Origin of the sequence: Methanobrevibacter sp. UBA212, from assembly GCF_905233225.1 — an archaeon.
In the GTDB taxonomy this organism is placed as follows: domain Archaea; phylum Methanobacteriota; class Methanobacteria; order Methanobacteriales; family Methanobacteriaceae; genus Methanocatella.
The window spans coordinates 1-19,692 of sequence record NZ_CAJODJ010000002.1 but is presented as its reverse complement, the minus strand read 5'-3'; the positions used below and the strand labels follow the sequence as shown (position 1 = coordinate 19,692).

Below are 19,692 nucleotides of genomic sequence, written 5' to 3'. Positions count from 1 at the left end.
TCCCTCTTAATTTGTCCAATCAGCTCTTTTCACAATAAGATTTCCATCTTTATCAATATTGGCATTTCTTAATATTTTTTCAGGATTTTTCTCATGAGCTTCATCTTCACGAGTTAGGTTTAAATTATCGGTAATGTACCAGGTTTCGTCAGAATCCGGAATGTCTTCCAATATTTTTGAGAATTTTTCTATAATATCTTCTGCATCTTTTTCGATTGTCATTAATATAAACTCCTATTAATTAATAATATAATTATTATGTTTTTTAACATTAATAAAGTTAAAGAAAATACTCTTTCAAAAACTTTGTCGATTTTCAAAATCGGTTTTTCGATTTTGATTCCAAAATAAATCTCTGCAATATATTCATTTTAAAACACTATTTTTGTCTTGAATATTCGTTTTCTGAGCAAGGATCGCTTCCTCAATATTGTATATGCTCACCAATTATTTTCACCCAGACCTCCACTACAGCCGAGAGAATTGGCTCGCTTATAACATAGGCATGGCAACGTTATTCGAGTTAGGAAATAATTAATATTATATCAAATTAATCAAAAAGATTCATTATGATGACTGAAAATACTTAATTTTTCAAATTAAACCTGTTTGTCCAAATCATAATTTCACGGCATCATTCGGACAACTGTGAACACAATTAAGGCACAGTATACATTCCGTACCGTTTTCTCTTTTTCTGGAATTATTTAACATTTCAACATCCATCGGACATGCCCTTACACATTTGCCGCAACTGATGCATTTATTTTCATTAACTTTAACTCTTAAAAGTGAAAAGTAGCTTGAAATCTTTAAAAATACAGTAATCGGACAAATATATTTACAAAATGCACGATTATCTTTAAGATAAAATGCCAGAGCAATTCCCAGAATATAATAAATAATATTTCCTAAAATAAATAGGGAAAATATTATTGAATCAAGATTAGAAACTTTAAAAACGAATAGTGAACATACACCACATGATATCGCTGCAAATAATATGTATCTGACATACCCCCAGTTTTTCCTTTCGTTTTGAGGGTTTTTATAAGGTAACAAATCCAATATCATTGCTGTCCAGCAGGCATAGCCACACCATCCACGGCCAAACAGTAATGGACCAAGGATTTTTGCAATTAGAAAATGAATAACGGCACCTTCAAAAACACCTAAACTTAAATAATACCAAAATCCTGACAAGGACAAGTTTTCATGACCTAAAATTCCAACATAAACAAATAGGTAACATCCAACTGCAAGCATAATCATGTTTCTTGCGTATCTGTTATTTTTACTCATCATAAACAGTCCAACAGCTATTGCAGTTCCGATATAGAGGAAATTGAATATGAAAAATGTGTTGGAAGTTGTAATATATACCAAAACAGAAATCACAATGAAAATTAACTCCATAATTATAGGTGCTTTAATGTTCATAAATATCAATTAATTCTATCAAAGTAATAAATATTTATGTTCTTTCAGTGATTCAAAAAAATATATCAGAAAATTATAGTTTCACTCACCATTTAAAAATTTTCACAAACTAGGATTTGAAAAGAATAATCTATCATCATAATCTTAAAATATGTACTATTTAGCATCTAAAATAATATTTAGAGTATCCATTTTTTGGTTTAGCATGATAGAAGCTTTTACTCCACCTATTTATTAAATTTAACAATTTTTAAATAAAATTAAAAATTTCAAATCGACAAAGTTTTTGAAATAGTCAAAGAAAAATAGAAAAATAATTTAAAAAAAATTAGTTAAAAGATATTTTATAGATATTGGGAAATATCCGTATCCTTAATGATTTTCTTTCTCAATATCTTGTCGATTCCGGTTCCATATTGGGCCGCCTTTTTAGGCCTGTAGGCTATCTCATAGTCAAGACCCTCTTCAAAGGCCAATTTCCTCAGGATACTTTTCCTCATATCGTCATGCATAGAAACTATCTTTTTGTTATCAGGAATGTTTAAAACCAATTCCACCAGGTTCTTATCCAAGAATGGCAGTCTCAATTCAACGCCGTTAAGCATTGAGCATGCGTCATCCCTTTCAAGATTAACGTGATACATGTTTGACATGTCAACCCTCAAATCGTAATTGAGTGTGCCGTCAACAAAGCTTTGCAGATAACGTTTGTATCCTCCAAACAGCTCATCTGCACCCTGGCCGGAAAATGCCACCTTAAGACCATCTTCTGAAACCATCCTGGTTGCAAAATATGTGGTGAGGCCAACACCAACCTTCATCAGGTTATCATCACCAATGGCTTTGACAACTTCAGGCAAGGCTTCGCGAACCAAATCCTCTGTAACCTCACAGATTTTCAAATCAAGATTGAGAAATTTTGATGCATAGATTGCGGCTTCAACATCCTTTGAGCCTTCTGTACCAACTGCATAAAGAGTAATCTTCAGAGGAATGTTTTCGGAAATCTCCTTTAAAAGCAGTGCGATATATGAACTGTCAAGGCCTCCTGAAAATATCACGCCGACCTCGCTTAATCCGTCGATTCTTTTGGCGACGCTCAACTTTAACATCTTGTCAATTTTAGCTACATCGCCTTCGAATACCTTTTCATATATTGCCTGTGTTGGAGCTATATCATTCCAGTTAAATAGTATATGTTCAGGCTTTAAGGTTTCTATTTTTTCAAATCCGACTTCCTTTAGTGACTGTCGGGTAGATGCAAATCCCTTCATCTCATCATTTTGTGCATAGAATAAAGGCTTCACCCCAAGGGGGTCACGTGCAAGGGCCAGGTTTTCACCGTCCCAGACTGCAAATGCATAATCTCCATCGACCAATCTGATTGCCATCTGAATGGCCTTTATGAGATCATCCTTATTGTAGCAGTCAATCAGATAAAGCAGCGCTTCGGCATCGGATAAAATTTCCTTCTGGACTCCTACTTTGGAAAGAAGGTTGGTTATTGTTTTAAAGTTATAGATTTCACCGTTGAAAACCAGGGTGAGATTGCCATTGCTTACAGGCTGCATTTCAGATACTCTGTCGTTTAAATCATAAATTGAAAGAAGGTTATGGCCAAAAGCTATTGGGTACTCCTTATCATCACTGAATTCATCCAAATCGATGTCAGTGTAAATTTTATCCAAAAAAAGACCTGATGAGTCAGGACCCCTGTATTTTGAGGTTTTCAACATTTTAACAATATAATCTGCTTTTACTCTACCTTGAAGGCCTACTATCGAACACATGATATAATATTATTGAATTAATACTACTTAAAATTTAAAAAAAGAATTGACGGGTCAATTAATCATTTGCCCATCTTTTTAATTTAGGAAATACTTCGCCCATCATTGCACTTGCCTGCTCCTTGTCAATTTCCGGATGAACTTCAACCATCTTGTCTATGCAGAAATTCATCATTTCATCCATTGACATGTCTGATGTGAATTCTCCATCCTTAAAGCAGTATATGCAATAATCTTCGTTTTTGCTGCCATCAGCATTGGTTCCAAAGAGTTCTTCATCTGCCATAGGCATTGCACAGGATTGGCAAAACTTTTGATTTTCAAAGTCATTCATAGTATCACGTCCAACCTAATATTTCAACATCACAATATTTAAACTCTTTGAGAGAGCATTTGAAAAGTAAACCTAAAGTGAAACATCGGTCTTTGTAAAGTAAATATATGAGATAACTAATCCAATCGCAAAAGTCACCAATATAACCGCGTAAGATAGAGTAATGCTTGAACTATACTCTGCAATCTCACCGGATGCAATCAAATATGGACACACCCATGGAACATATGGTGCCCATGTCTGGCCATAAATCAGCATATTGACCAATGCAAGGCCTGCTCCTCCAACCATTGCAGGAACCATATTTGTAATGAACAATGAAATAAATACAAATGGAGAGAATGTTAAAAACAACAACACATTTGCAAAGAGGAGTTGAGCGAAGCTATCAATGAAGAGTTTTAGACTGAATCCATCAAGCCCTGCAACAAAACCCAATAACATAGTCGACAGGCTTGTAACTACCGTCAATATTAAAATCCATACTAAAAACATGACATATTTACTGAGCAAGAATTTTCCTCTGGATACGGGAATGGTAAGCATTGTTTTTAGAGTATGTTCATTGTATTCCCTTCCAAACAGGTAGGAAATCATTATTGCATAAAGCAGAATTGCAAATAATGCTGACATGTACATATTTACATTACTGAACAGCAATTCGAAAGTGTGGCCTTCATCAAATGCAAAAACTGCAATGAACATTAAAATTGGAGGTAAAATGGCTCCAATTAAGCTCAACAGGAAAATATTTGATCGTTTTAGTTTTAAAAATTCCATTTCTATGAAAGTTAACATCTTATCACCTCAATTATTGGAAACGAATCTTGTAAAGAACTCTTCCAAGTTCTCTTCACATAAGTTCACCTTTCTAACATCAATTCCTGCCTTAACAAACAATGCATTAAATTTGTCCCTTATGTCCAAATGAGAATAGAGACGGATAGTATTGTTGTCAAATGTATAATCCTCATTTTCCCTAAGCTCCAATCTCTTAAAGACATTGAGTGCAAGACCAATGTCAGATACTTCAAATTCAACAAACTTGTTTAACCTGTCATGCAATTCCTCCCTTGAGATTTCATCGATTAAAACACCATTGTCCATGAAACCTATGACATCGGCAAGATTTTCAATCTCACTCAATATATGCGATGAAATGAGAATCGTTATTCCGAATTCATGAGACAATCTTTTAAGCAATGTCCTGATTTCCTTAATTCCAAAAGGGTCAAGACCGTTAATCGGTTCGTCTAAAATCAGCAATTCAGGATTATGCAAAATAGCTGCAGCTATTCCCAAACGTTGCTTCATGCCCAATGAGAAATCTTTGAATCTTTTTGATTTATCATCTGCCAAATTAACCATTTCAAGAACTAACCTGATTTTTTGAGGATTATAGTTCCCCCTTATTTTTCCAATGATTTTCAAGTTCTCATATGCTGTCAGATTCTCGTAAAATCCTGGAGTTTCAATGATTGAACCTATTTTAGGATAGATTTCATTTGAATATCTTTTAGGATCCTTTCCGAAAAGGAATATTTCTCCATTGCTTGGATATGTGAGGTTCAATAGCATGCACATTGTTGTGGTTTTTCCGGCACCGTTTTTACCCAAAAGACCATAAATCTTTCCCTTTTCAACATGCATATTAACTGAATTGACAACCTTCTTTCTGGAATATGTTTTTGACAGATTGTTAGTTTCGATAACGTAGTCTACCATATTAAAAACTCCCTATAAAATTACTTAAAAAAATAAAATGGAACGGTTAAAAACGTCCCAACTATTTGACCGATTCTCTATATATCGATCCGCAAACCCTACTGAAAAATACGCTCCAATATGAGGTTACGAATAATGCTTCAATTGCTGATATGACTGTTGATATGACTATTGCCTGATTGTTAATAGTCGCCGCAAATATTACAGTCAAAAAGCTCATGACAATTCCTATAGCTATGTTGATAATCATGAAAACTATCACTGTAAACAGGATTATTCCAATATATTTGATCCATCCGAGATTAGAGATATTGCCCATTATTTCGCTAAAGTCAAATGCCTTTTTAATGCTGTCATGAGCAATCATGTTGTTCAATGCCATAATCATGAAGAAATAACAAATTATCATCACTAAAACTGAAATTATCATTATGACTGGCCATGCTGATGAGTTGTTTGTTACCAGTATTGCTAAAAATGTCACAATCATTGAAGGAATGCTGTATGCAAGGCTTACAAGGAAATACTTTACTCCCCTGATAAACATGCCCCCGATGTCCCCAAATTCCGGAAGGTCATCTTTCCTGTTTATTGAGAATTTGACGACATCATACAGATATCCCAGTATAATCAATGACACAATGAATCCCACTACAAGTATCGCAATAGCCAAATATATGTCACCATTAGGCAATTGAGAAAAGTTTAGATTGAATGCGGTTGCATTGGTTTTTTCTAAAGTGCCTATAATCATTTTGGTTACATCAACAGTCTTAATGGTGAAAACAATTGAAAGCAAATCAATTATTACAAATAATATTCCAACTCCCAAAAGTTTTTTAATGTCATTGAAAGGATATTTCAATCCTTCAACGACGCAGTCAGTAATGCTTGCCATAAAAATCACCTTATATCTGCATTGTGTACAACAATCCGATTGATCTTGAATTGAATATGCTCACGTACGGTCCGACCAGGAACATTGTAATTAGTATGTTGATTAGAGCACCTAAAATGAATATTGAACTTGGGTTAATACCTAAAATAGCAGTGGAGACGCCGAATGCTGTAAATATTATTCCAATAATTGCTGAAACAACAAATAAAATAACAAAAGTTATGATTATCAATCCCAAGAAGGTTGCAATGCATTCAAACCATCCGATTTCATCTATGACCTCTTTTATTTCACTTATAGCAAATGCCTTTGAGAATGCACCGTCATTGTATGCCATGTGACATATTCCCATTTGAGCCATCAGCTCTGCAACAACAAAAGCGACAAATGTTATTATGCATCCGATAATCATTATTGCAGATGCAGCAACACCATTTGTCTGTCCTGCAACAAGGGCGAATATCAAAAAGATAATTGCCGGCACGAGCAGATACAAAATCTGAACTATTACAAACTTTACTCCATCAACAAACATGCTTATCAAATCTTCAAAGTCCGGCAGTGGATCCCTACCGTTGATAACTCCATGTACTGCAGTGTTGATAACTCTATAATTATAACCAGTAATCAGAAATGCCGGAAGCAATAAGAAGCTGAAAAAACAGATTACCCCCAATATCACTAAAGTTTTCCAGTCCTTGGCTGAATATTCCAGTGAATCTTTGTATATATCTAAAATCATTTTTTATCACCTAATAGTAATCATCATCGAAAATAAATATTTCTTCCATAACAAAATATTTTTCTCGATCTCCCTTAAACATCATTTTATTAAAAACTTGGGTTATTTCATAAGCTAAAAATAAAGAAGGATTGTACCTGCCATTTTCAAGCGCGTTAATTGTTTGCCGGGTAACTCCAACTTTATCACCCAATTCTTTTTGGCTCATCTTGAGCTCTTGTCTTAAATATTTAATCATGGTTCTCATAGTAATCCACAAATTAATTTTTTGCAAAAAAGTATTTAAGTACTTCAGTAATTATGTTAAAAACTAATTACATATGTTAATGTTATATTACATAGTATATAAACTTTATGGTTAATATAAAAATTAATATAATCAATTAAAAAAATAAAATATATGTTAAATACTTATTAAATCTTATAAAAAACAATTTTAATATTTATTTTTAATAAATAAAATAAATATTTATATTAAATTAGAATTTAACAAATAATAAATTAATTTTTTTAAAAAAATTAAAAACGAAAAGTTTATATATGAGGTAATGTATCTTTAACATATGTAACATTTGTATAACATATTTTGTTAGAAAAAATAGTTCCAAGCAGAAAAAACTTATACAATTACCAAAGCATTTTCCCAAAAAAAATTCTGCTTGAATTAAGCTCTCACTCGTGTTCTATACCTGTTGACAAGCCATGCACCTAAAATACCGATAACAGCACCTGCCAGGACATCACCAGGATAGTGCACACCGACATACATTCTTGAAAATGGGATTGTGACTGCAAATAATATTAATACGGCATCAATTATCTTATAATGCTTTTTGGCCAATTCCTTCATGTTCAATACAAAAAATGTTACGAATGACACTGTTGAAGTGGTATGGCCAGATGGAAATGAAAGGGGATCGGTTTCCACAATCAGCAAACGCACATTATCCAAAGTTACAAAAGGTCTCGGTTCCATAATCAGATGCTTTAAGATAGCGGTAACAACATCAGAGCATAAAAATGCAAACAATGCAAACATAGTGATTCTTTTAAGAGTTTTCTTATTTTTTAAATGTGCATATGCTATAATAGCAATCAGCACAACTATCAATACCTTAAATCCTCCAAAGTGGGTCACTATCGGCATTATAGAATCAAAAATAGGATTTTGAAAATTGTGATTGAAAAAATAAAATAAATCTACATTAACATTACCGAACATTATAATTCTCCTTTTTTATCCTATAATTCCCTAAAAGAAGGGTACGATCGAATAGACCGCAATTAGAATCACCACAGTCAATATTACAATGGCTCCAAGGGGAACCCTCTTCCAGGCAAGTCCCGCTGCCACAATGGCTCCTATCAATCCTATATACCACAGCTGATTGTCAACAGTCAAAACCCCCGGACATATCAGTGCCGCAAGGGCAGTGTAAGGAATCAGATTCAGGAATTTCTCGACTTTTGGAGGGAACTCCAACTTATCGATGAACAATGCAGGAATCAGTCTTGGAATGAATGTCACGACCGCACAGCCCAAAATAACCAAAGCCATATAATCCATTATGCATCACCTGAAATCAAGTATTCATCATCAACTATATACATTCCAATTGCCGCTCCAACCAAAGTGGAAACGATTAGGGACCAGTTGCCCAAAAACTGACTTAGGACAATGTTTAAAACTGCAGTTACCAATACCAACAGGGCAATCTGTCTGGATTCCTTTACTGCAGGTGTCAATATGGCTACAAACAGTGCATATAATGAAATGTTGAAACTGTTTGTGACAATTACCGGAAGCAGATCCAAAAGGACAACACCTATTCCCGCTCCCAGACACCAGCTCAGCCATGCGGTTATTGCAATTCCGAGATATGTCCAGATGCTTGAATCCTCACTTAATGAAAACATTGCAAAGGACTCGTCGACAGTCACATGGGCCGCCAATATATTTAAAGGAGTGTTTGAATCTTCAATCTTGTTCAATACACAAGTGGACATCACAAAATACCTCAAGTTAACTACAAAATTGGTCAGTATGATTGCCATTGCAGTCGCACCGCTCAAAACCATGGATGCCGCAATAATCTGTCCCGCTCCAGCATATACCAGAAAAGACATTGAAATGGTCTCAAAAGGAGTCATTCCCGCTTTTATGGCAATTGCCGCATATCCAATACCCATCGGAACATAACCGAAAGTAATCGGAATACCCTTTTTGGCACCATCAATGAATTTAGCAGTCCTTGAAATAATATCTCTCCAAAAAATTAAAAAAAAGTGTAATTTAGCTGAGTAAATTACTGATTTGATCTGTTGTAATCAATCCTAAAACGACCATGTCCTCATCAACGACAGGAAGACATGATATGTCGAATTTGCGCATATACCGAGCAATCTCCTCTATTGTATCTCCGGCATTACAGTACTTGACTGTTGTTGTCATGATGTCAGTCAGATGATTTGAGTCGGTAGCGATGGATTTGGACAAGTCCCAGCTTGTTACAATTCCTATCAATTTGTTTTCATCAGTGACAACCGGAATGTGGGTAACATGCTTATCCAACATCAATTTAGCCGCTTCAACAACATCTGCATCTGCCTTGATAGTGGCAATGTTTTCCATCATCAGGTCTTCGACGACACTTTCTGATAGGAAATTTGCAAATAGATAATTGAGCTGTCCCTTTTCAAGCAGAAATGCATCGTGCCCATAGTTTGATTTGATTTCCGAGAATGATACATCAACGTTGTTTGCATTCAGGGCAGTCACAATATCAGTACTTTGTTCAGTCGGATAAAGCCAATCTGAATCGACAGAAAGCACTTGGACTTTTGCTTCAACATTCTTAAACCCGTCAATCAATGAATCGTTTATTGACAAATCAAACAGGTCAACGGCTTTTGTAATGTACAGGTAACTGTTTGCATCAAAACGTTTTACAAAGGTTTCTCCTTGATGCTTCAAGTAGCTTTCAACCTGGAAATCGAGTGAAAAGTCATAACTGATTTCATCCTTATCCTGAAGACCTCGTCCGAATTTGATGTCCATGGATTCATCGCTTAAATAGGTAATGTGAGCAATCATACGGGCCAAAGACAATCCATTTCGCGGAATCACACCTGATTCATAGTAATTTCCGCCTTTCCAATGCGGATCAGAAAATATTGATTGGCGCCCTACAGCATTAAATGCAATTTGCTGTGGAGAGGACATGGCAGCTGTTGCTATCGGAATTGCCTTTTTCATCATTGCGGGATATGAAACCATCCATTCAAGAACCTGCATTCCGCCCATTGAGCCACCAATAATGGCAGCCAACTGAGTAATATCGAATGAATCAATAAGCTTCTTTTGAACCTTAACCATATCACCAATTGTAATGACGGGAAAATCCAAACCGTATTCCTTGCCTGTCTTCGGATTTATTGAACTTGGACCTGTTGTTCCCTTACATCCTCCTAAAACATTGGAACATATTATGAAATATTTTTCAGTATTCAAAGCTTTTCCAGGACCTATTACAATTTCCCACCAACCGGGTTTCTTGTCTCCCTCATGCCATCCTGCAGCATGCGCATCACCAGTCAATGCATGGCAAATTAAGATAGCATTGGATTTTTCCTTGTTGAGTTCACCATATGTTTCATAGGCTACAGTAACTTCGTCTATAACCTCTCCACTGTCCAAATCAATCGGTTCTTCAATGTGGAAATATTTTGTCTCAACAACACCTACAGATTCTTTGTTCATCTAATTTCTCCCTAGCCTTAATTTACGCATTGCGCCTTTTGCAGCTGCTTGTTCAGCTTCTTTTTTATTTTTACCTCTTCCAACACCCATTTCCTGACCGTCAATCAGGCAGGCCATAATGAATGTCTTATCATGAGGAACACCATATTCCTTCAATATTTGATATTCAATAGAAACCTCTTCAGCATCACCGTATTCCTTCATTGCTGATTTGTAATCTTCAAAGAACACTCTTTCCTGGTCAATATATTTAAAAATCCATTTGGAAATGAATTCCTTTGCAAATTCTATGCCCTGATCTATAAATATTGCTCCCAAAAATGATTCGAAAATATCCGCAGTTATGGATATTACCTCATTTTTTGTCAAATTGGACTCTTCAGCCGCAACACGAAGGTAATCCTTTAACTTTAACTTTTGAGAGTAATAAATCAATGCATTTTGACAAACATAATTGGACCTTTTTTTAGTTAATTCCCCTTCCTCATAATGGGGATATTTTTTAAATAAATATTCGGATACAATCAAACTCAAAACTGAATCTCCTAGAAACTCCAGTCTTTCATAATTATAATCCAAATCATGAATGGTTGCATATGAAGCATGTGTAAATGCAACCTCATATAAATGTTCATCATCAGTTTCAATATTAAATTTTTCAAATAAATTCATTTAAAGCCCAGACTTGATATTTAATAATATTATTTATTATATAACTGAACTTATATATAAGTATATATAACAATAGTTATAAATATTACTTTTCAAATGCTCTCGCACTTTTCATTTATATATGAAAATACCAAATTAGAATTAAAAAAGGATTTGGTATAATGATACTTAATTGGCAAGAAGAGATAACAAGAATCGATCCAGACATAAAATTCAGAGCACAAGGCGGATGGTTAAAAACAGTAGATCAGTTAGATAAAAGTGTTAAAAACGGATATTCCTTAGTTGGAGAGTTTGTGCAAGCAGGAAATTTCGAAGAAGAATACAGCGAAGGAATCTATCTTGACTGCAACAAAGAAGGCAGCGCTAAAAAGCCACAACTGGACTACAGGCTGTTCCGCTTTAAAGAAGGAAAAGTAAGATTGCTTGACATGGTAATCGACGGCAAGCAAGGATGGGCAGTAGACCTATGGGATGCCCTGGACGGAGAACTGTAGAAGTTCTCCCCTTTTTTTAAATTTCAAAGCCTAATCAATATGGCAAAACTCGCAGCAGGCACAGGTCGGTGCGAAATATGAATCTTCCGGTTCGACAATTGCCTTTTGAGCAAATAATGTAATATTGAATTTTGGTTCATATTCCTGACTGACTTCCTTAGTCATTGGAGATAATCCCCTATAATAAACCGGCCTATATCCTGTTTGTGAAATATCAAAATAGAATTTTTCACCGGTTGTGAATTTATTGAAGTATTCTTCAAGTGCCAATGCCTGTTTTGGAGCAATTGAAAAAGTAAAACCCATGGTATCATCACTTCTTTGTCTAATTCCGGCATTGGAAATATCCACAGCTAAAATATCATCATTACCTCTTACAAAAACAACACAGTTTTCTAAATCTACATCATGTTCACGAGCAATTTCATTTAAATCAGTCATATTATGACCTCCTGAAAATCATTTCATCATGCTTAGAACTAAATTAATCAAAAATAGTTAATAAAGTTATCTAAAAAAAAGTTCTATGAAATTAAGCATTAATTAAAAAAAAGTATTTTGAAGAAGATTATTAAAATAATCTTCAAAATTTCAATCAACTTATACTAATCTTTGTCTAGTAGTTGATTTTTTATTTTGCCAACTGTATCTCCTTAATTTGCTGGATCTACCGAATCCACAAGAAGCACAGACTTTTTTACGTACATGGTAAGTGTTTTTACCACATCTTCTACATCTGATATGGGTTTTTTTATTCTTTTTACCCATTGATGGAGTTCCCTTTGACATTGATACACCTCCTTAAGCTATCGTAAAAATATAATCTAGAAAAGTATTGAATAATACTTATGGTGAAATATAAACAATATTGTCTCCTCTAATGAGCACAACACCGAGTTTTCTTGTTACTTCTCCGTCTTGTAACTCTTCTGCATCATTAAGAACTAAGTTCATGTGTAAATCAAAGCTCTTAAGTATACCTCTAAATTCACGATCTCCTTTGAGTTTTAATAAAACAGGAGCATCCACAGATTTTCCTAATGCGTCAAGTGGTCTTTGAACATTTTGTCCGCTCATTATATCACCTTATATTATTACAAATTTTAGTTTTTTAATATGAATAGAGTAAATACTACTCTTTATTAGACATAATATAATCAAGTTAAGATAAGACAAAACCTAATTAAAACTAATACTATTAATTATAGATAACCTACTATATAAAGGTTACCTTAATTTAGGCAAAATATAAGAAAAAACTATCCTTGACAGTAATAATTAACAACGATTACTTTTCAAATGCTCTCACACTTTACTTAAATTGAATCTCATACAAAAATATTTCCATCCAACCATCATCGTGATACCCATGAGATTCAACCGTGAAAAGTATATCGACCTGATAATGTACATATTATCCCAATGCCATCAAAAACCAAATTTTGGAAAGACTGTTCTTTGCAGCATACTCTATTTCATTGATTTCAATTATTATGAGCTTTACGGCGAACTTCTGACAAATGAAACCTATATAAAATCAAAAAGAGGAATAAGACCAACGCATTTCAGGGAAATCAGCGAAGAGCTGATATCAAAAAACTATCTATTTTTTAGAAAAGAACCCTATTATAACAGGACAATCTACAGATATTATCTAATCATAATACCCGATCTCAAATTCAGCCAGAGGGAACTTGAGATAATCAACAATGCAATCAGCAAGCTAAGCAATGAGAATGCAACCACAATAACAAAATATGCAAAAAGAGATTCTCCAATAAGCGTTGCGGAGTTTGGTGAGCCTATAGATTTCAGATATGTTTTTTCAAGAGATGAGGAATATTCCTTAATTAACAAATAAGTTTATTTATTTTAAATACAAAATATTATTCAATAAAATAATATTGGGATATCATGGTAATTAAAGTCAAAAAAAGAAATTTCTTGAAAAAAAAGAAAATTAAAGAGATAAAAGCCGAATTGGGAGAATATGGAGATTTACTTCAAGGAAAAAAGAATGTTGAAATACTTGAAGCGGAACCTAATTCATTTATTTTGGTAGATGGAGAACCTTACATTATAATTATTGATGATAAACCATTCCCAACACTTAAGGCAGCACTTGCCAATCAGATTGATGCAAAAACCGTTACTGTGGACATGGGAGCCATCAGATTTGTAAGCAATGGTGCCGATATCATGAGCCCAGGAATTGTTGATGCTTCCGAAGGCGTTGAACCTGGAGACATTGTTCTAATAATTGATGAAACCCATGGAAAACCATTGGCCATGGGAGTGAGCCTAATCAGCGGGGAAGAAATGGTTGCAAATGATTCCGGAAAAGCCGTTGAAACCAAACATTACGTGGGCGACGACATCTGGAACTTTGAAATATAAGGTGATGAGATGGCAGAGCTAAGATACAGAGCAGGAAACATCAGAGACCCTGGAGTTCACAAAATCGGAATAATTGCACTAGGATCACATCTGGAAAATCATGGTCCTGCATTGCCAATCGACACTGACGCCAAAATTGGAGCCCACATCGCCTTTCAGTCATCCCTTTTAACCGGAGCCAAATTTTTAGGAATAATATTTCCAGCATATGAACTGGACACAATTGACCATGGAGTCCACGTTTCCCTTGATGAGCTAAAAGAAAATGTCATCACTACATTAAACCAAGCCAAAAAATTCCTCAATATCGAAAAGGCAGTTATCGTCAATGCACATGGAGGAAACATTCCCTTGATGGCGGAATTGTGGGACATCGAAGACAAGACAGACTTAGCAATTACATTCAACAATAAGGTAATCTCTTCAGAAGGCCCTCACGGAGGCAGCGGAGAGCTATCAATGGCTAAAGTTTTGGGCATTGTCAATGAAGAAGAACTTGAAAATCAGGCCAATGTTAATGAGTATGAAGAGGTAGGTCTGCACGGATTTAAACAGGCACGCAGAGATGACCCGAACATTGAAGAAGGTGCAAAAGACGTTGAAGAAAACGGCGTTTACATCGATGAGGAATATGGTCACAGACTATTCAATCTGGCAATTAACTCTGTAATATTTGATATCGAAAAACTGTTAGATTTTTAAAAAAAAAGGAAAGATGATTATCCAGTTGTAGTTTCAACATCACTTGAGCTACCACCACTTTTGGAAGAAGAATCATCTGTTGTAGTTTCAACATCACTTGAACTACTACCTCCACTATTTTTGGAAGAAGAAGAATCAGATGAAGTTGAACTATGGGTAGAACTAGAATCCGAACTACTTTGATGTGAATTCGAATTACTTGACGAATCATCCGTAGTTGTTTCAACTTTAGAATCATCCTTAGATGAATGATCATCGGAATAATCATTGTAATCTTGATAATTATACTTATTATTGTTTGAATTATCATCAGTGATTGCCGAAAGATTATCCAATACTCCTCCGGATTGACTTTGATTAGGTAAAATTGAAATTGGACCAGTCATGGCTGCAAAGACACTTGCAAGACAAAATGCAAGAACAGCAACTATAAAAATTACTAAAACTGTAGCAGATCTACTTGACACAATTAACACCTTTCATTAAATTAATTAAATTTAATATGTTTGACGAGATATATAAATATATTGATATTATGAAAACTATTAAAGAACCAGTCCAAAGCGAAATTAACATTAAAAAATCCCAGTTCATATGTGGGCTTTACCCAACCAAAAACAAGAAGGAATCAAAGGAAATCATTCAAAGGCTAAACCAGAAGTACAGTGACGCAACTCACAATTGCACCGCCTACATTGTTGGCGACGGAGAGGGCTTTGATGATGATGGAGAACCCGGCGGAACTGCAGGAAAACCAATGATTAATGTTTTAAGGAAAAATGAGCTCCATAATGTAACTGCAGTCGTCACTAGATATTTTGGCGGAATCAAACTTGGTGCAGGAGGACTTGTTCGCGCATATTCCAAATCAGTCATGGAAGCTGTTGGTCAAGCCAACATTGTTGAAATTGAGGAATATGATGTCTATGAACTTATTTTTGAATATTCAGACATTAAAATAGCTGACACTGAAGTCAGAAACAATTCCCTTGAAGCGATCGACAAGGAGTATTCAGATAAAGTGCATTATCATGTCGTGTCAAAAGACAACCGAGATATAGAAAAGATATTTGGAAAATACTCTGGTAAAATAATAGTCAATTTTAAAAATAAGCAGTTTTTAGAAAAAATTTAAAAAATGAAGAACCTATTGTTCTTCAAAATTTGCTGCGGGTACGCCACAAACAGGGCATACATAATCTTCCGGTAATTCGTCTTCTTCTAAAACGAAACCACAAACTTTACAAACATAAGCCATGTTAAACAACCTTATTCAATTTTTTCAAACATGTCAGCAGTTGCACCGCACATTGGACATTTGTAGTCTTCTGGAAGTTCATCAAACTCGTCAGTGACAAATCCACATAATTTGCATTTAAACTTTGCCATGATTAACAATCTCCTTAAATTTGTTATTACTATTATTATTTATCTTTGTAATATATAAAATTAATCTATTTTTTCAAACATTGCTTTAGCCATTCTACATTTAGGACATTTAAATGAACTTGGCAAATCATCAAATTTGGTTCCTGCCGGAATATTTAAACCTTCTTCAATGTCATCTTCATCAAAAACATATCCACAAATCTTACATTTATATTTAGCCATAATTAATCTCCATTATAAATATTAAAATCTGTTAGGAACTTTCAAATGGTCTGGAAGCGGTTTGATACGTGCAGGTGTTCCAATAGCCAAATAGAACGGCGGAACAGAATGTATTACAATAGCTCCAGCAGCTACAATAGACCCTTCACCAATTTCAACATTGGACAGGAATGTTGTGTTACCTCCAATTGAAGCTCCACGTCTGATTTTAGGTCCCTGAAGTTCATAATTGATTCTTACAGGATACTTATCATTAGTAAAACAAGCACAAGGTCCGATAAATACATTGTCTTCAATTACAGAATTGGTTGGAATGTAGACATTAGACTGAATGCTGACATCATTTCCAATGATAACATCACCTTCAATAACAGTATTTGTTCCGATCAGCACATCATCACCGATATTGGTATTTTCACGAATGACAACATTGTGTCCTGTTCTGAAATTATCACCGATGACCACATCATTGTAGATGATTGAATTTGAACGGATTGTATAATTATTACCAATAACAGGCGGTTTTGAATTTGGGGAATACTCAACACCAAATTGAATATTTTGATCAGCAGGGAAAATCAATTCTGGTTTGGAATAATCTGGTTTGATAGATTCTCTTTCAATTTGAGGTTGTTCATGAATTACATTAATCGGTTCATAGGCTTCAGGCTTAACATATTCATCATCCCTACGAACTGGTCTTTTAACCTGTTTTGGTCTAGGAAACTGACTGTAGACAATATCGTCAATTGTTCTGGAGTCAGCATTGCGTTCTTCATAATACTGTCGTTCCCCCTGTTGAGCATAATATTTTTTTTGATTTCTTGATGGTGCATCATCAAGAGTTTGTGAAAACCTAACCATATTATCAAACCTTCATTTAATTAAATTTAATTTGCTATTAAGTTTATTTATGTTTTTCAATAGTATATATATTAAGCGGTCAAAATTTGTGATTTACTTGAAAATTATGCAAAATCCATTGAGTTAAAAAAAAAGAGATGTAATTTCAAAAAGAAACTACAAAGTTAAATAATCATTAAAATCATAATCACCAGCACCAATATAAATACAAATATATTCAAATCCCGCGAATTTTGCGCTTCGGTAATGGTCTGATTAATGTGTGAAGTTTGATTGACATCAGTCAAATTATTAGATTGAATAAAACTTAAAGGTGCATAAACCTCTGAATAATAACCAGATCCTCCTGCTGCTGCATTTCCTGCAATGCGGCAACACATTGCATCAGCCATAAAGTCAAAAGGAGGAGTATAATTTTCAAAGCTTTCACTTTTGTTCCAGGTATAATTCGCACTTACATTACCGTAATTATTCAAATAATAGATTATTAAAAATTTTAAGAACATGGTTTGATTATTTGTTAAATTATAATCTCCAAATGTGGAGGTTATTGAATCGAAAATCTTTAAATAGGTATTATAACCTTCTGCACTTTTATTTAATGTATAATCTGATGAATTAGCAAGATATATTTGATATTCATCATGGAAACTCTCAGATTCAGTCCAATTATCTTCACTACAGTTACCATATCTTTCCAGATAGGAAATAATCTTATATTCTAGATAATCATAACTCTTCAAATAATCAGACCAGCCATCATCCAGATTATCCTCATCTTCATCCAACTCAGAATCGTCCAAATCCTCATCATCAGAATCATCTAAATAATCATCCAATTCAGAATCATCCAAATCCTCATCATCAGAATCATCTAAATAATCATCCAATTCAAAATCTTCCAAATCTTCATCCAATTCGAAATCATCATCAGAATCATCAATTGCCTCAGAAGATGAATTATCTGTAGCATGAATTGACCCAACAGCCATTAAGATAATAATTAATATAATCGAGATTTTTAAAATATTTCCAAAATATTTCAATATACCACCTCAGAATATTAAGTCTGAATCTAATGATAAATAAATAATATAAATAAAATGCTTTATAGTAAAAAAAGTTAATGGGAATTAAATCCCATTAATAAATGATTTAAACCAGTCAAATAATGCGTCAAGAGAAAAACCGCCTGTTGAATTTCCACCATTCAAAAGATTGCCAACTTGGTCCTTGTAATGGTTTACATCACCTTGAACGTTTTGCACTTGCTCAATAGTGTCCGCCAAGTTTTCAATGTCGGAATTTGTAATGTTGAGATTGTTGTTCTGGACATAATTGTTAATGATATTTACAATTGTATTGTGATCTGTCACATTATCTCCGGATACCTCCTGTTTTACATCATCAACCAATTTTGATAATTTTTCCGCATCGACACCTGAGTTTTCCACGATTTCAGCTTGAGTATAAATCTCATCGTTTGCTGCTTCTTTTACGTTATCTGGAATTTTAACATCAGTAGCTTCCTCATATGCATTCATTATTCCTGCAAGAGCAGATTCACCAGTAGCTTGGATTGGACTTGTAACATAAACATGCCCACTGGTAATACCTGCTGATTTCAATGCGGAAATGTACATGTTACCTGTTACTGTGGTAATCTTTGACTTGTCCACACTGACCTCCAGATTATCATTGTCTTTCAAATCAAGGAATGCTGAGGAAAATATTTGATCTGAGGAGTAAGATTTACCTGTAATTCCGCTTGATACTTTGTTAACCTGATCGGCAGTGATTATTTTTGAGTCCACATTTTTCAAATCAACATTTGCTTGATTTACAAAGAATGCATCAACAGCTGATTTATAATCACTGTTTGCATAAGTGCTTTCACCATATGTTATTACAAGATTGGAATCGGTTGCAAAACCTGTTGGGATTAACAGACCCATTAGGATTAAAGCTAATATTGCTATAGTAATTCTTTTCATTATTTTCACCTCACTGAATTCCTATCATAAATTAGCCAAACTAGTATATAAATGTTATAGTTTTTTGAAATATTTTATCAAATTAGTGAAAGAATACTCCGACCTCTTTTAGGTCGGAGATGAATTTCACAAAAAGACACAGAGTCATTTTTTTTAATCAATATTTTTTGAATAATTACTTTTCAAATGCTCTCTCACTTTGTTTATATAATTTGTATAGTCATATATATTTTTTGTAGTGTTAAAAAAATCTTTTAATGGTTTTT

29 protein-coding genes are annotated in these 19,692 nt (G+C 34.2%); 5 read left to right on the top strand and 24 right to left on the bottom strand.

The genetic code is table 11. The features are described from left to right. Positions 1 to 6 precede the first annotated feature (6 nt). The 14 genes from gatC to rnc all read right to left on the bottom strand — a co-directional run bounded on the left by gatC (position 7) and on the right by rnc (position 11,361). Complete coding sequence (gene gatC, locus QZ138_RS00440; RefSeq protein WP_292603333.1) at positions 7 to 222, bottom strand: Asp-tRNA(Asn) amidotransferase subunit GatC; 216 nt, start codon at positions 220 to 222, stop codon at positions 7 to 9. Positions 223 to 618: 396 nt separating this feature from the next. Further along, positions 619 to 1,440 (bottom strand): 4Fe-4S dicluster domain-containing protein, encoded by an 822-nt coding sequence (locus QZ138_RS00435; protein WP_292884818.1) that lies wholly within the window; start codon positions 1,438 to 1,440, stop codon positions 619 to 621. A 344-nt stretch (positions 1,441 to 1,784) separates the two neighbouring features. After that, a complete protein-coding gene (locus QZ138_RS00430; protein ID WP_292884816.1) occupies positions 1,785 to 3,230 on the bottom strand; it encodes an asparagine synthetase B in 1,446 nt (481 codons plus the stop codon). A gap of 58 nt (positions 3,231 to 3,288) precedes the next feature. After that, a complete protein-coding gene (locus tag QZ138_RS00425) occupies positions 3,289 to 3,564 on the bottom strand; it encodes a zinc ribbon domain-containing protein (protein WP_292884814.1) in 276 nt (91 codons plus the stop codon). Positions 3,565 to 3,636: 72 nt separating this feature from the next. After that, a complete protein-coding gene (locus QZ138_RS00420; protein ID WP_292884811.1) occupies positions 3,637 to 4,362 on the bottom strand; it encodes an ABC transporter permease in 726 nt (241 codons plus the stop codon). A 9-nt stretch (positions 4,363 to 4,371) separates the two neighbouring features. Continuing rightward, positions 4,372 to 5,289: an ABC transporter ATP-binding protein gene (locus QZ138_RS00415; protein WP_292884808.1), complete on the bottom strand. Its 918-nt coding sequence runs from the start codon at positions 5,287 to 5,289 to the stop codon at positions 4,372 to 4,374. A gap of 61 nt (positions 5,290 to 5,350) precedes the next feature. Next, positions 5,351 to 6,187 (bottom strand): DUF4013 domain-containing protein, encoded by an 837-nt coding sequence (locus QZ138_RS00410; RefSeq protein WP_292884806.1) that lies wholly within the window; start codon positions 6,185 to 6,187, stop codon positions 5,351 to 5,353. 10 nt (positions 6,188 to 6,197) lie between these two features. Further along, positions 6,198 to 6,929, bottom strand: coding sequence for a DUF4013 domain-containing protein (locus QZ138_RS00405; protein WP_292884803.1), 732 nt, complete (start codon positions 6,927 to 6,929; stop codon positions 6,198 to 6,200). A 10-nt stretch (positions 6,930 to 6,939) separates the two neighbouring features. After that, the gene (locus tag QZ138_RS00400; protein WP_116591747.1) at positions 6,940 to 7,176 is read right to left on the bottom strand and encodes a helix-turn-helix transcriptional regulator; all 237 of its coding nucleotides are present in this window, start codon (positions 7,174 to 7,176) and stop codon (positions 6,940 to 6,942) included. 417 nt (positions 7,177 to 7,593) lie between these two features. Continuing rightward, the gene (locus QZ138_RS00395) at positions 7,594 to 8,076 is read right to left on the bottom strand and encodes a phosphatase PAP2 family protein (RefSeq protein ID WP_292884801.1); all 483 of its coding nucleotides are present in this window, start codon (positions 8,074 to 8,076) and stop codon (positions 7,594 to 7,596) included. Positions 8,077 to 8,181: 105 nt separating this feature from the next. Next, positions 8,182 to 8,496: an AzlD domain-containing protein gene (locus QZ138_RS00390; RefSeq protein WP_292884799.1), complete on the bottom strand. Its 315-nt coding sequence runs from the start codon at positions 8,494 to 8,496 to the stop codon at positions 8,182 to 8,184. After that, the gene (locus QZ138_RS00385) at positions 8,496 to 9,140 is read right to left on the bottom strand and encodes an AzlC family ABC transporter permease (protein ID WP_292885001.1); all 645 of its coding nucleotides are present in this window, start codon (positions 9,138 to 9,140) and stop codon (positions 8,496 to 8,498) included. The genes QZ138_RS00390 and QZ138_RS00385 overlap by 1 nt, the downstream gene beginning before the upstream one ends. An 82-nt stretch (positions 9,141 to 9,222) precedes the next feature. Next, a complete protein-coding gene (locus tag QZ138_RS00380) occupies positions 9,223 to 10,689 on the bottom strand; it encodes a homoserine O-acetyltransferase (RefSeq protein WP_292884797.1) in 1,467 nt (488 codons plus the stop codon). Further along, positions 10,690 to 11,361 (bottom strand): ribonuclease III, encoded by a 672-nt coding sequence (gene rnc / locus QZ138_RS00375; RefSeq protein ID WP_292884794.1) that lies wholly within the window; start codon positions 11,359 to 11,361, stop codon positions 10,690 to 10,692. Positions 11,362 to 11,522: 161 nt separating this feature from the next. Here rnc and QZ138_RS00370 point away from each other — a divergent pair, with 161 nt between their 5' ends. Continuing rightward, positions 11,523 to 11,858 (top strand): hypothetical protein, encoded by a 336-nt coding sequence (locus QZ138_RS00370; RefSeq protein WP_292884791.1) that lies wholly within the window; start codon positions 11,523 to 11,525, stop codon positions 11,856 to 11,858. A gap of 30 nt (positions 11,859 to 11,888) precedes the next feature. Here the strand turns inward: QZ138_RS00370 and QZ138_RS00365 are convergent, their stop codons facing one another. The 3 genes from QZ138_RS00365 to QZ138_RS00355 form a co-directional block, all read right to left on the bottom strand. Next, entirely contained in the window at positions 11,889 to 12,299 is a 411-nt protein-coding gene (locus QZ138_RS00365; RefSeq protein WP_292603305.1) for a hypothetical protein, read from the bottom strand. Between the two features lie 159 nt (positions 12,300 to 12,458). Next, on the bottom strand, positions 12,459 to 12,647 hold the full coding sequence (locus QZ138_RS00360) for a 50S ribosomal protein L37e (RefSeq protein WP_292884789.1): 189 nt from the start codon (positions 12,645 to 12,647) through the stop codon (positions 12,459 to 12,461). A gap of 57 nt (positions 12,648 to 12,704) precedes the next feature. Further along, positions 12,705 to 12,935 carry an LSm family protein gene (locus QZ138_RS00355; protein WP_292884787.1) on the bottom strand — a complete coding sequence of 77 codons (231 nt, stop codon included), beginning with the start codon at positions 12,933 to 12,935 and terminating at the stop codon, positions 12,705 to 12,707. A 292-nt stretch (positions 12,936 to 13,227) separates the two neighbouring features. On the opposite strand from QZ138_RS00355, the gene QZ138_RS00350 reads away from it, so the two are divergent. Genes QZ138_RS00350 through arfB form a run of 3 tightly spaced genes read left to right on the top strand, consistent with a single transcriptional unit; the run spans position 13,228 to position 14,957 of the window. Further along, positions 13,228 to 13,719, top strand: a complete 492-nt coding sequence (locus QZ138_RS00350; RefSeq protein WP_292884785.1) for a type II toxin-antitoxin system antitoxin SocA domain-containing protein — start codon at positions 13,228 to 13,230, stop codon at positions 13,717 to 13,719. 53 nt (positions 13,720 to 13,772) lie between these two features. Further along, positions 13,773 to 14,255, top strand: a complete 483-nt coding sequence (locus tag QZ138_RS00345; RefSeq protein WP_292604066.1) for an RNA-binding protein — start codon at positions 13,773 to 13,775, stop codon at positions 14,253 to 14,255. Between the two features lie 9 nt (positions 14,256 to 14,264). After that, positions 14,265 to 14,957 carry a 2-amino-5-formylamino-6-ribosylaminopyrimidin-4(3H)-one 5'-monophosphate deformylase gene (arfB, locus tag QZ138_RS00340; RefSeq protein ID WP_292884782.1) on the top strand — a complete coding sequence of 231 codons (693 nt, stop codon included), beginning with the start codon at positions 14,265 to 14,267 and terminating at the stop codon, positions 14,955 to 14,957. A 17-nt stretch (positions 14,958 to 14,974) separates the two neighbouring features. Here arfB and QZ138_RS00335 read toward each other — a convergent pair whose 3' ends face one another. Continuing rightward, a complete protein-coding gene (locus QZ138_RS00335) occupies positions 14,975 to 15,424 on the bottom strand; it encodes a hypothetical protein (protein ID WP_292884779.1) in 450 nt (149 codons plus the stop codon). A gap of 68 nt (positions 15,425 to 15,492) precedes the next feature. Between QZ138_RS00335 and QZ138_RS00330 the strand changes: the two genes are divergently transcribed. After that, a complete protein-coding gene (locus QZ138_RS00330) occupies positions 15,493 to 16,092 on the top strand; it encodes a YigZ family protein (protein ID WP_292884776.1) in 600 nt (199 codons plus the stop codon). 12 nt (positions 16,093 to 16,104) lie between these two features. On the opposite strand, the gene QZ138_RS11365 is transcribed toward QZ138_RS00330, so the two are convergent. From QZ138_RS11365 to QZ138_RS00305, 6 genes are all read right to left on the bottom strand, one after another. Beyond that, complete coding sequence (locus tag QZ138_RS11365; protein WP_287412285.1) at positions 16,105 to 16,215, bottom strand: rubredoxin-like domain-containing protein; 111 nt, start codon at positions 16,213 to 16,215, stop codon at positions 16,105 to 16,107. A gap of 11 nt (positions 16,216 to 16,226) precedes the next feature. After that, the gene (locus QZ138_RS00325) at positions 16,227 to 16,346 is read right to left on the bottom strand and encodes a rubredoxin (protein WP_292604057.1); all 120 of its coding nucleotides are present in this window, start codon (positions 16,344 to 16,346) and stop codon (positions 16,227 to 16,229) included. 60 nt (positions 16,347 to 16,406) lie between these two features. Further along, positions 16,407 to 16,568, bottom strand: coding sequence for a rubredoxin (locus QZ138_RS00320; protein ID WP_292604055.1), 162 nt, complete (start codon positions 16,566 to 16,568; stop codon positions 16,407 to 16,409). A gap of 21 nt (positions 16,569 to 16,589) precedes the next feature. Next, positions 16,590 to 17,177, bottom strand: coding sequence for an acyltransferase (locus QZ138_RS00315; protein WP_292604074.1), 588 nt, complete (start codon positions 17,175 to 17,177; stop codon positions 16,590 to 16,592). A 419-nt stretch (positions 17,178 to 17,596) separates the two neighbouring features. Beyond that, positions 17,597 to 18,424, bottom strand: coding sequence for a hypothetical protein (locus tag QZ138_RS00310; protein WP_292884772.1), 828 nt, complete (start codon positions 18,422 to 18,424; stop codon positions 17,597 to 17,599). Between the two features lie 141 nt (positions 18,425 to 18,565). Continuing rightward, a complete protein-coding gene (locus QZ138_RS00305) occupies positions 18,566 to 19,426 on the bottom strand; it encodes a DUF1002 domain-containing protein (RefSeq protein ID WP_292884769.1) in 861 nt (286 codons plus the stop codon). Between the last annotated feature and the right edge of the window lie 266 nt (positions 19,427 to 19,692).

What these genes read in the sequence shown, in the direction of transcription:
- QZ138_RS00395 (WP_292884801.1), bottom strand. Translation starts at nt 8,076, where the DNA reads ATGCCGATAGTGACCCACTTTGGAGGATTTAAGGTATTGATAGTTGTG.
- QZ138_RS00345 (WP_292604066.1), top strand. Translation starts at nt 13,773, where the DNA reads ATGGTAATTAAAGTCAAAAAAAGAAATTTCTTGAAAAAAAAGAAAATT.
- QZ138_RS00310 (WP_292884772.1), bottom strand. Translation starts at nt 18,424, where the DNA reads ATGGCTGTTGGGTCAATTCATGCTACAGATAATTCATCTTCTGAGGCA.
- QZ138_RS00430 (WP_292884816.1), bottom strand. Translation starts at nt 3,230, where the DNA reads ATGTGTTCGATAGTAGGCCTTCAAGGTAGAGTAAAAGCAGATTATATT.
- QZ138_RS00370 (WP_292884791.1), top strand. Translation starts at nt 11,523, where the DNA reads ATGATACTTAATTGGCAAGAAGAGATAACAAGAATCGATCCAGACATA.
- QZ138_RS00405 (WP_292884803.1), bottom strand. Translation starts at nt 6,929, where the DNA reads ATGATTTTAGATATATACAAAGATTCACTGGAATATTCAGCCAAGGAC.
- QZ138_RS00325 (WP_292604057.1), bottom strand. Translation starts at nt 16,346, where the DNA reads ATGGCAAAGTTTAAATGCAAATTATGTGGATTTGTCACTGACGAGTTT.
- QZ138_RS11365 (WP_287412285.1), bottom strand. Translation starts at nt 16,215, where the DNA reads ATGGCTTATGTTTGTAAAGTTTGTGGTTTCGTTTTAGAAGAAGACGAA.
- QZ138_RS00390 (WP_292884799.1), bottom strand. Translation starts at nt 8,496, where the DNA reads ATGGATTATATGGCTTTGGTTATTTTGGGCTGTGCGGTCGTGACATTC.
- QZ138_RS00410 (WP_292884806.1), bottom strand. Translation starts at nt 6,187, where the DNA reads ATGGCAAGCATTACTGACTGCGTCGTTGAAGGATTGAAATATCCTTTC.
- gatC (WP_292603333.1), bottom strand. Translation starts at nt 222, where the DNA reads ATGACAATCGAAAAAGATGCAGAAGATATTATAGAAAAATTCTCAAAA.
- QZ138_RS00360 (WP_292884789.1), bottom strand. Translation starts at nt 12,647, where the DNA reads ATGTCAAAGGGAACTCCATCAATGGGTAAAAAGAATAAAAAAACCCAT.
- QZ138_RS00435 (WP_292884818.1), bottom strand. Translation starts at nt 1,440, where the DNA reads ATGAACATTAAAGCACCTATAATTATGGAGTTAATTTTCATTGTGATT.
- QZ138_RS00400 (WP_116591747.1), bottom strand. Translation starts at nt 7,176, where the DNA reads ATGAGAACCATGATTAAATATTTAAGACAAGAGCTCAAGATGAGCCAA.
- rnc (WP_292884794.1), bottom strand. Translation starts at nt 11,361, where the DNA reads ATGAATTTATTTGAAAAATTTAATATTGAAACTGATGATGAACATTTA.
- QZ138_RS00365 (WP_292603305.1), bottom strand. Translation starts at nt 12,299, where the DNA reads ATGACTGATTTAAATGAAATTGCTCGTGAACATGATGTAGATTTAGAA.
- QZ138_RS00420 (WP_292884811.1), bottom strand. Translation starts at nt 4,362, where the DNA reads ATGTTAACTTTCATAGAAATGGAATTTTTAAAACTAAAACGATCAAAT.
- QZ138_RS00350 (WP_292884785.1), top strand. Translation starts at nt 13,228, where the DNA reads ATGAGATTCAACCGTGAAAAGTATATCGACCTGATAATGTACATATTA.
- QZ138_RS00355 (WP_292884787.1), bottom strand. Translation starts at nt 12,935, where the DNA reads ATGAGCGGACAAAATGTTCAAAGACCACTTGACGCATTAGGAAAATCT.
- QZ138_RS00330 (WP_292884776.1), top strand. Translation starts at nt 15,493, where the DNA reads ATGAAAACTATTAAAGAACCAGTCCAAAGCGAAATTAACATTAAAAAA.
- QZ138_RS00380 (WP_292884797.1), bottom strand. Translation starts at nt 10,689, where the DNA reads ATGAACAAAGAATCTGTAGGTGTTGTTGAGACAAAATATTTCCACATT.
- arfB (WP_292884782.1), top strand. Translation starts at nt 14,265, where the DNA reads ATGGCAGAGCTAAGATACAGAGCAGGAAACATCAGAGACCCTGGAGTT.
- QZ138_RS00425 (WP_292884814.1), bottom strand. Translation starts at nt 3,564, where the DNA reads ATGAATGACTTTGAAAATCAAAAGTTTTGCCAATCCTGTGCAATGCCT.
- QZ138_RS00320 (WP_292604055.1), bottom strand. Translation starts at nt 16,568, where the DNA reads ATGGCTAAATATAAATGTAAGATTTGTGGATATGTTTTTGATGAAGAT.
- QZ138_RS00415 (WP_292884808.1), bottom strand. Translation starts at nt 5,289, where the DNA reads ATGGTAGACTACGTTATCGAAACTAACAATCTGTCAAAAACATATTCC.
- QZ138_RS00305 (WP_292884769.1), bottom strand. Translation starts at nt 19,426, where the DNA reads ATGAAAAGAATTACTATAGCAATATTAGCTTTAATCCTAATGGGTCTG.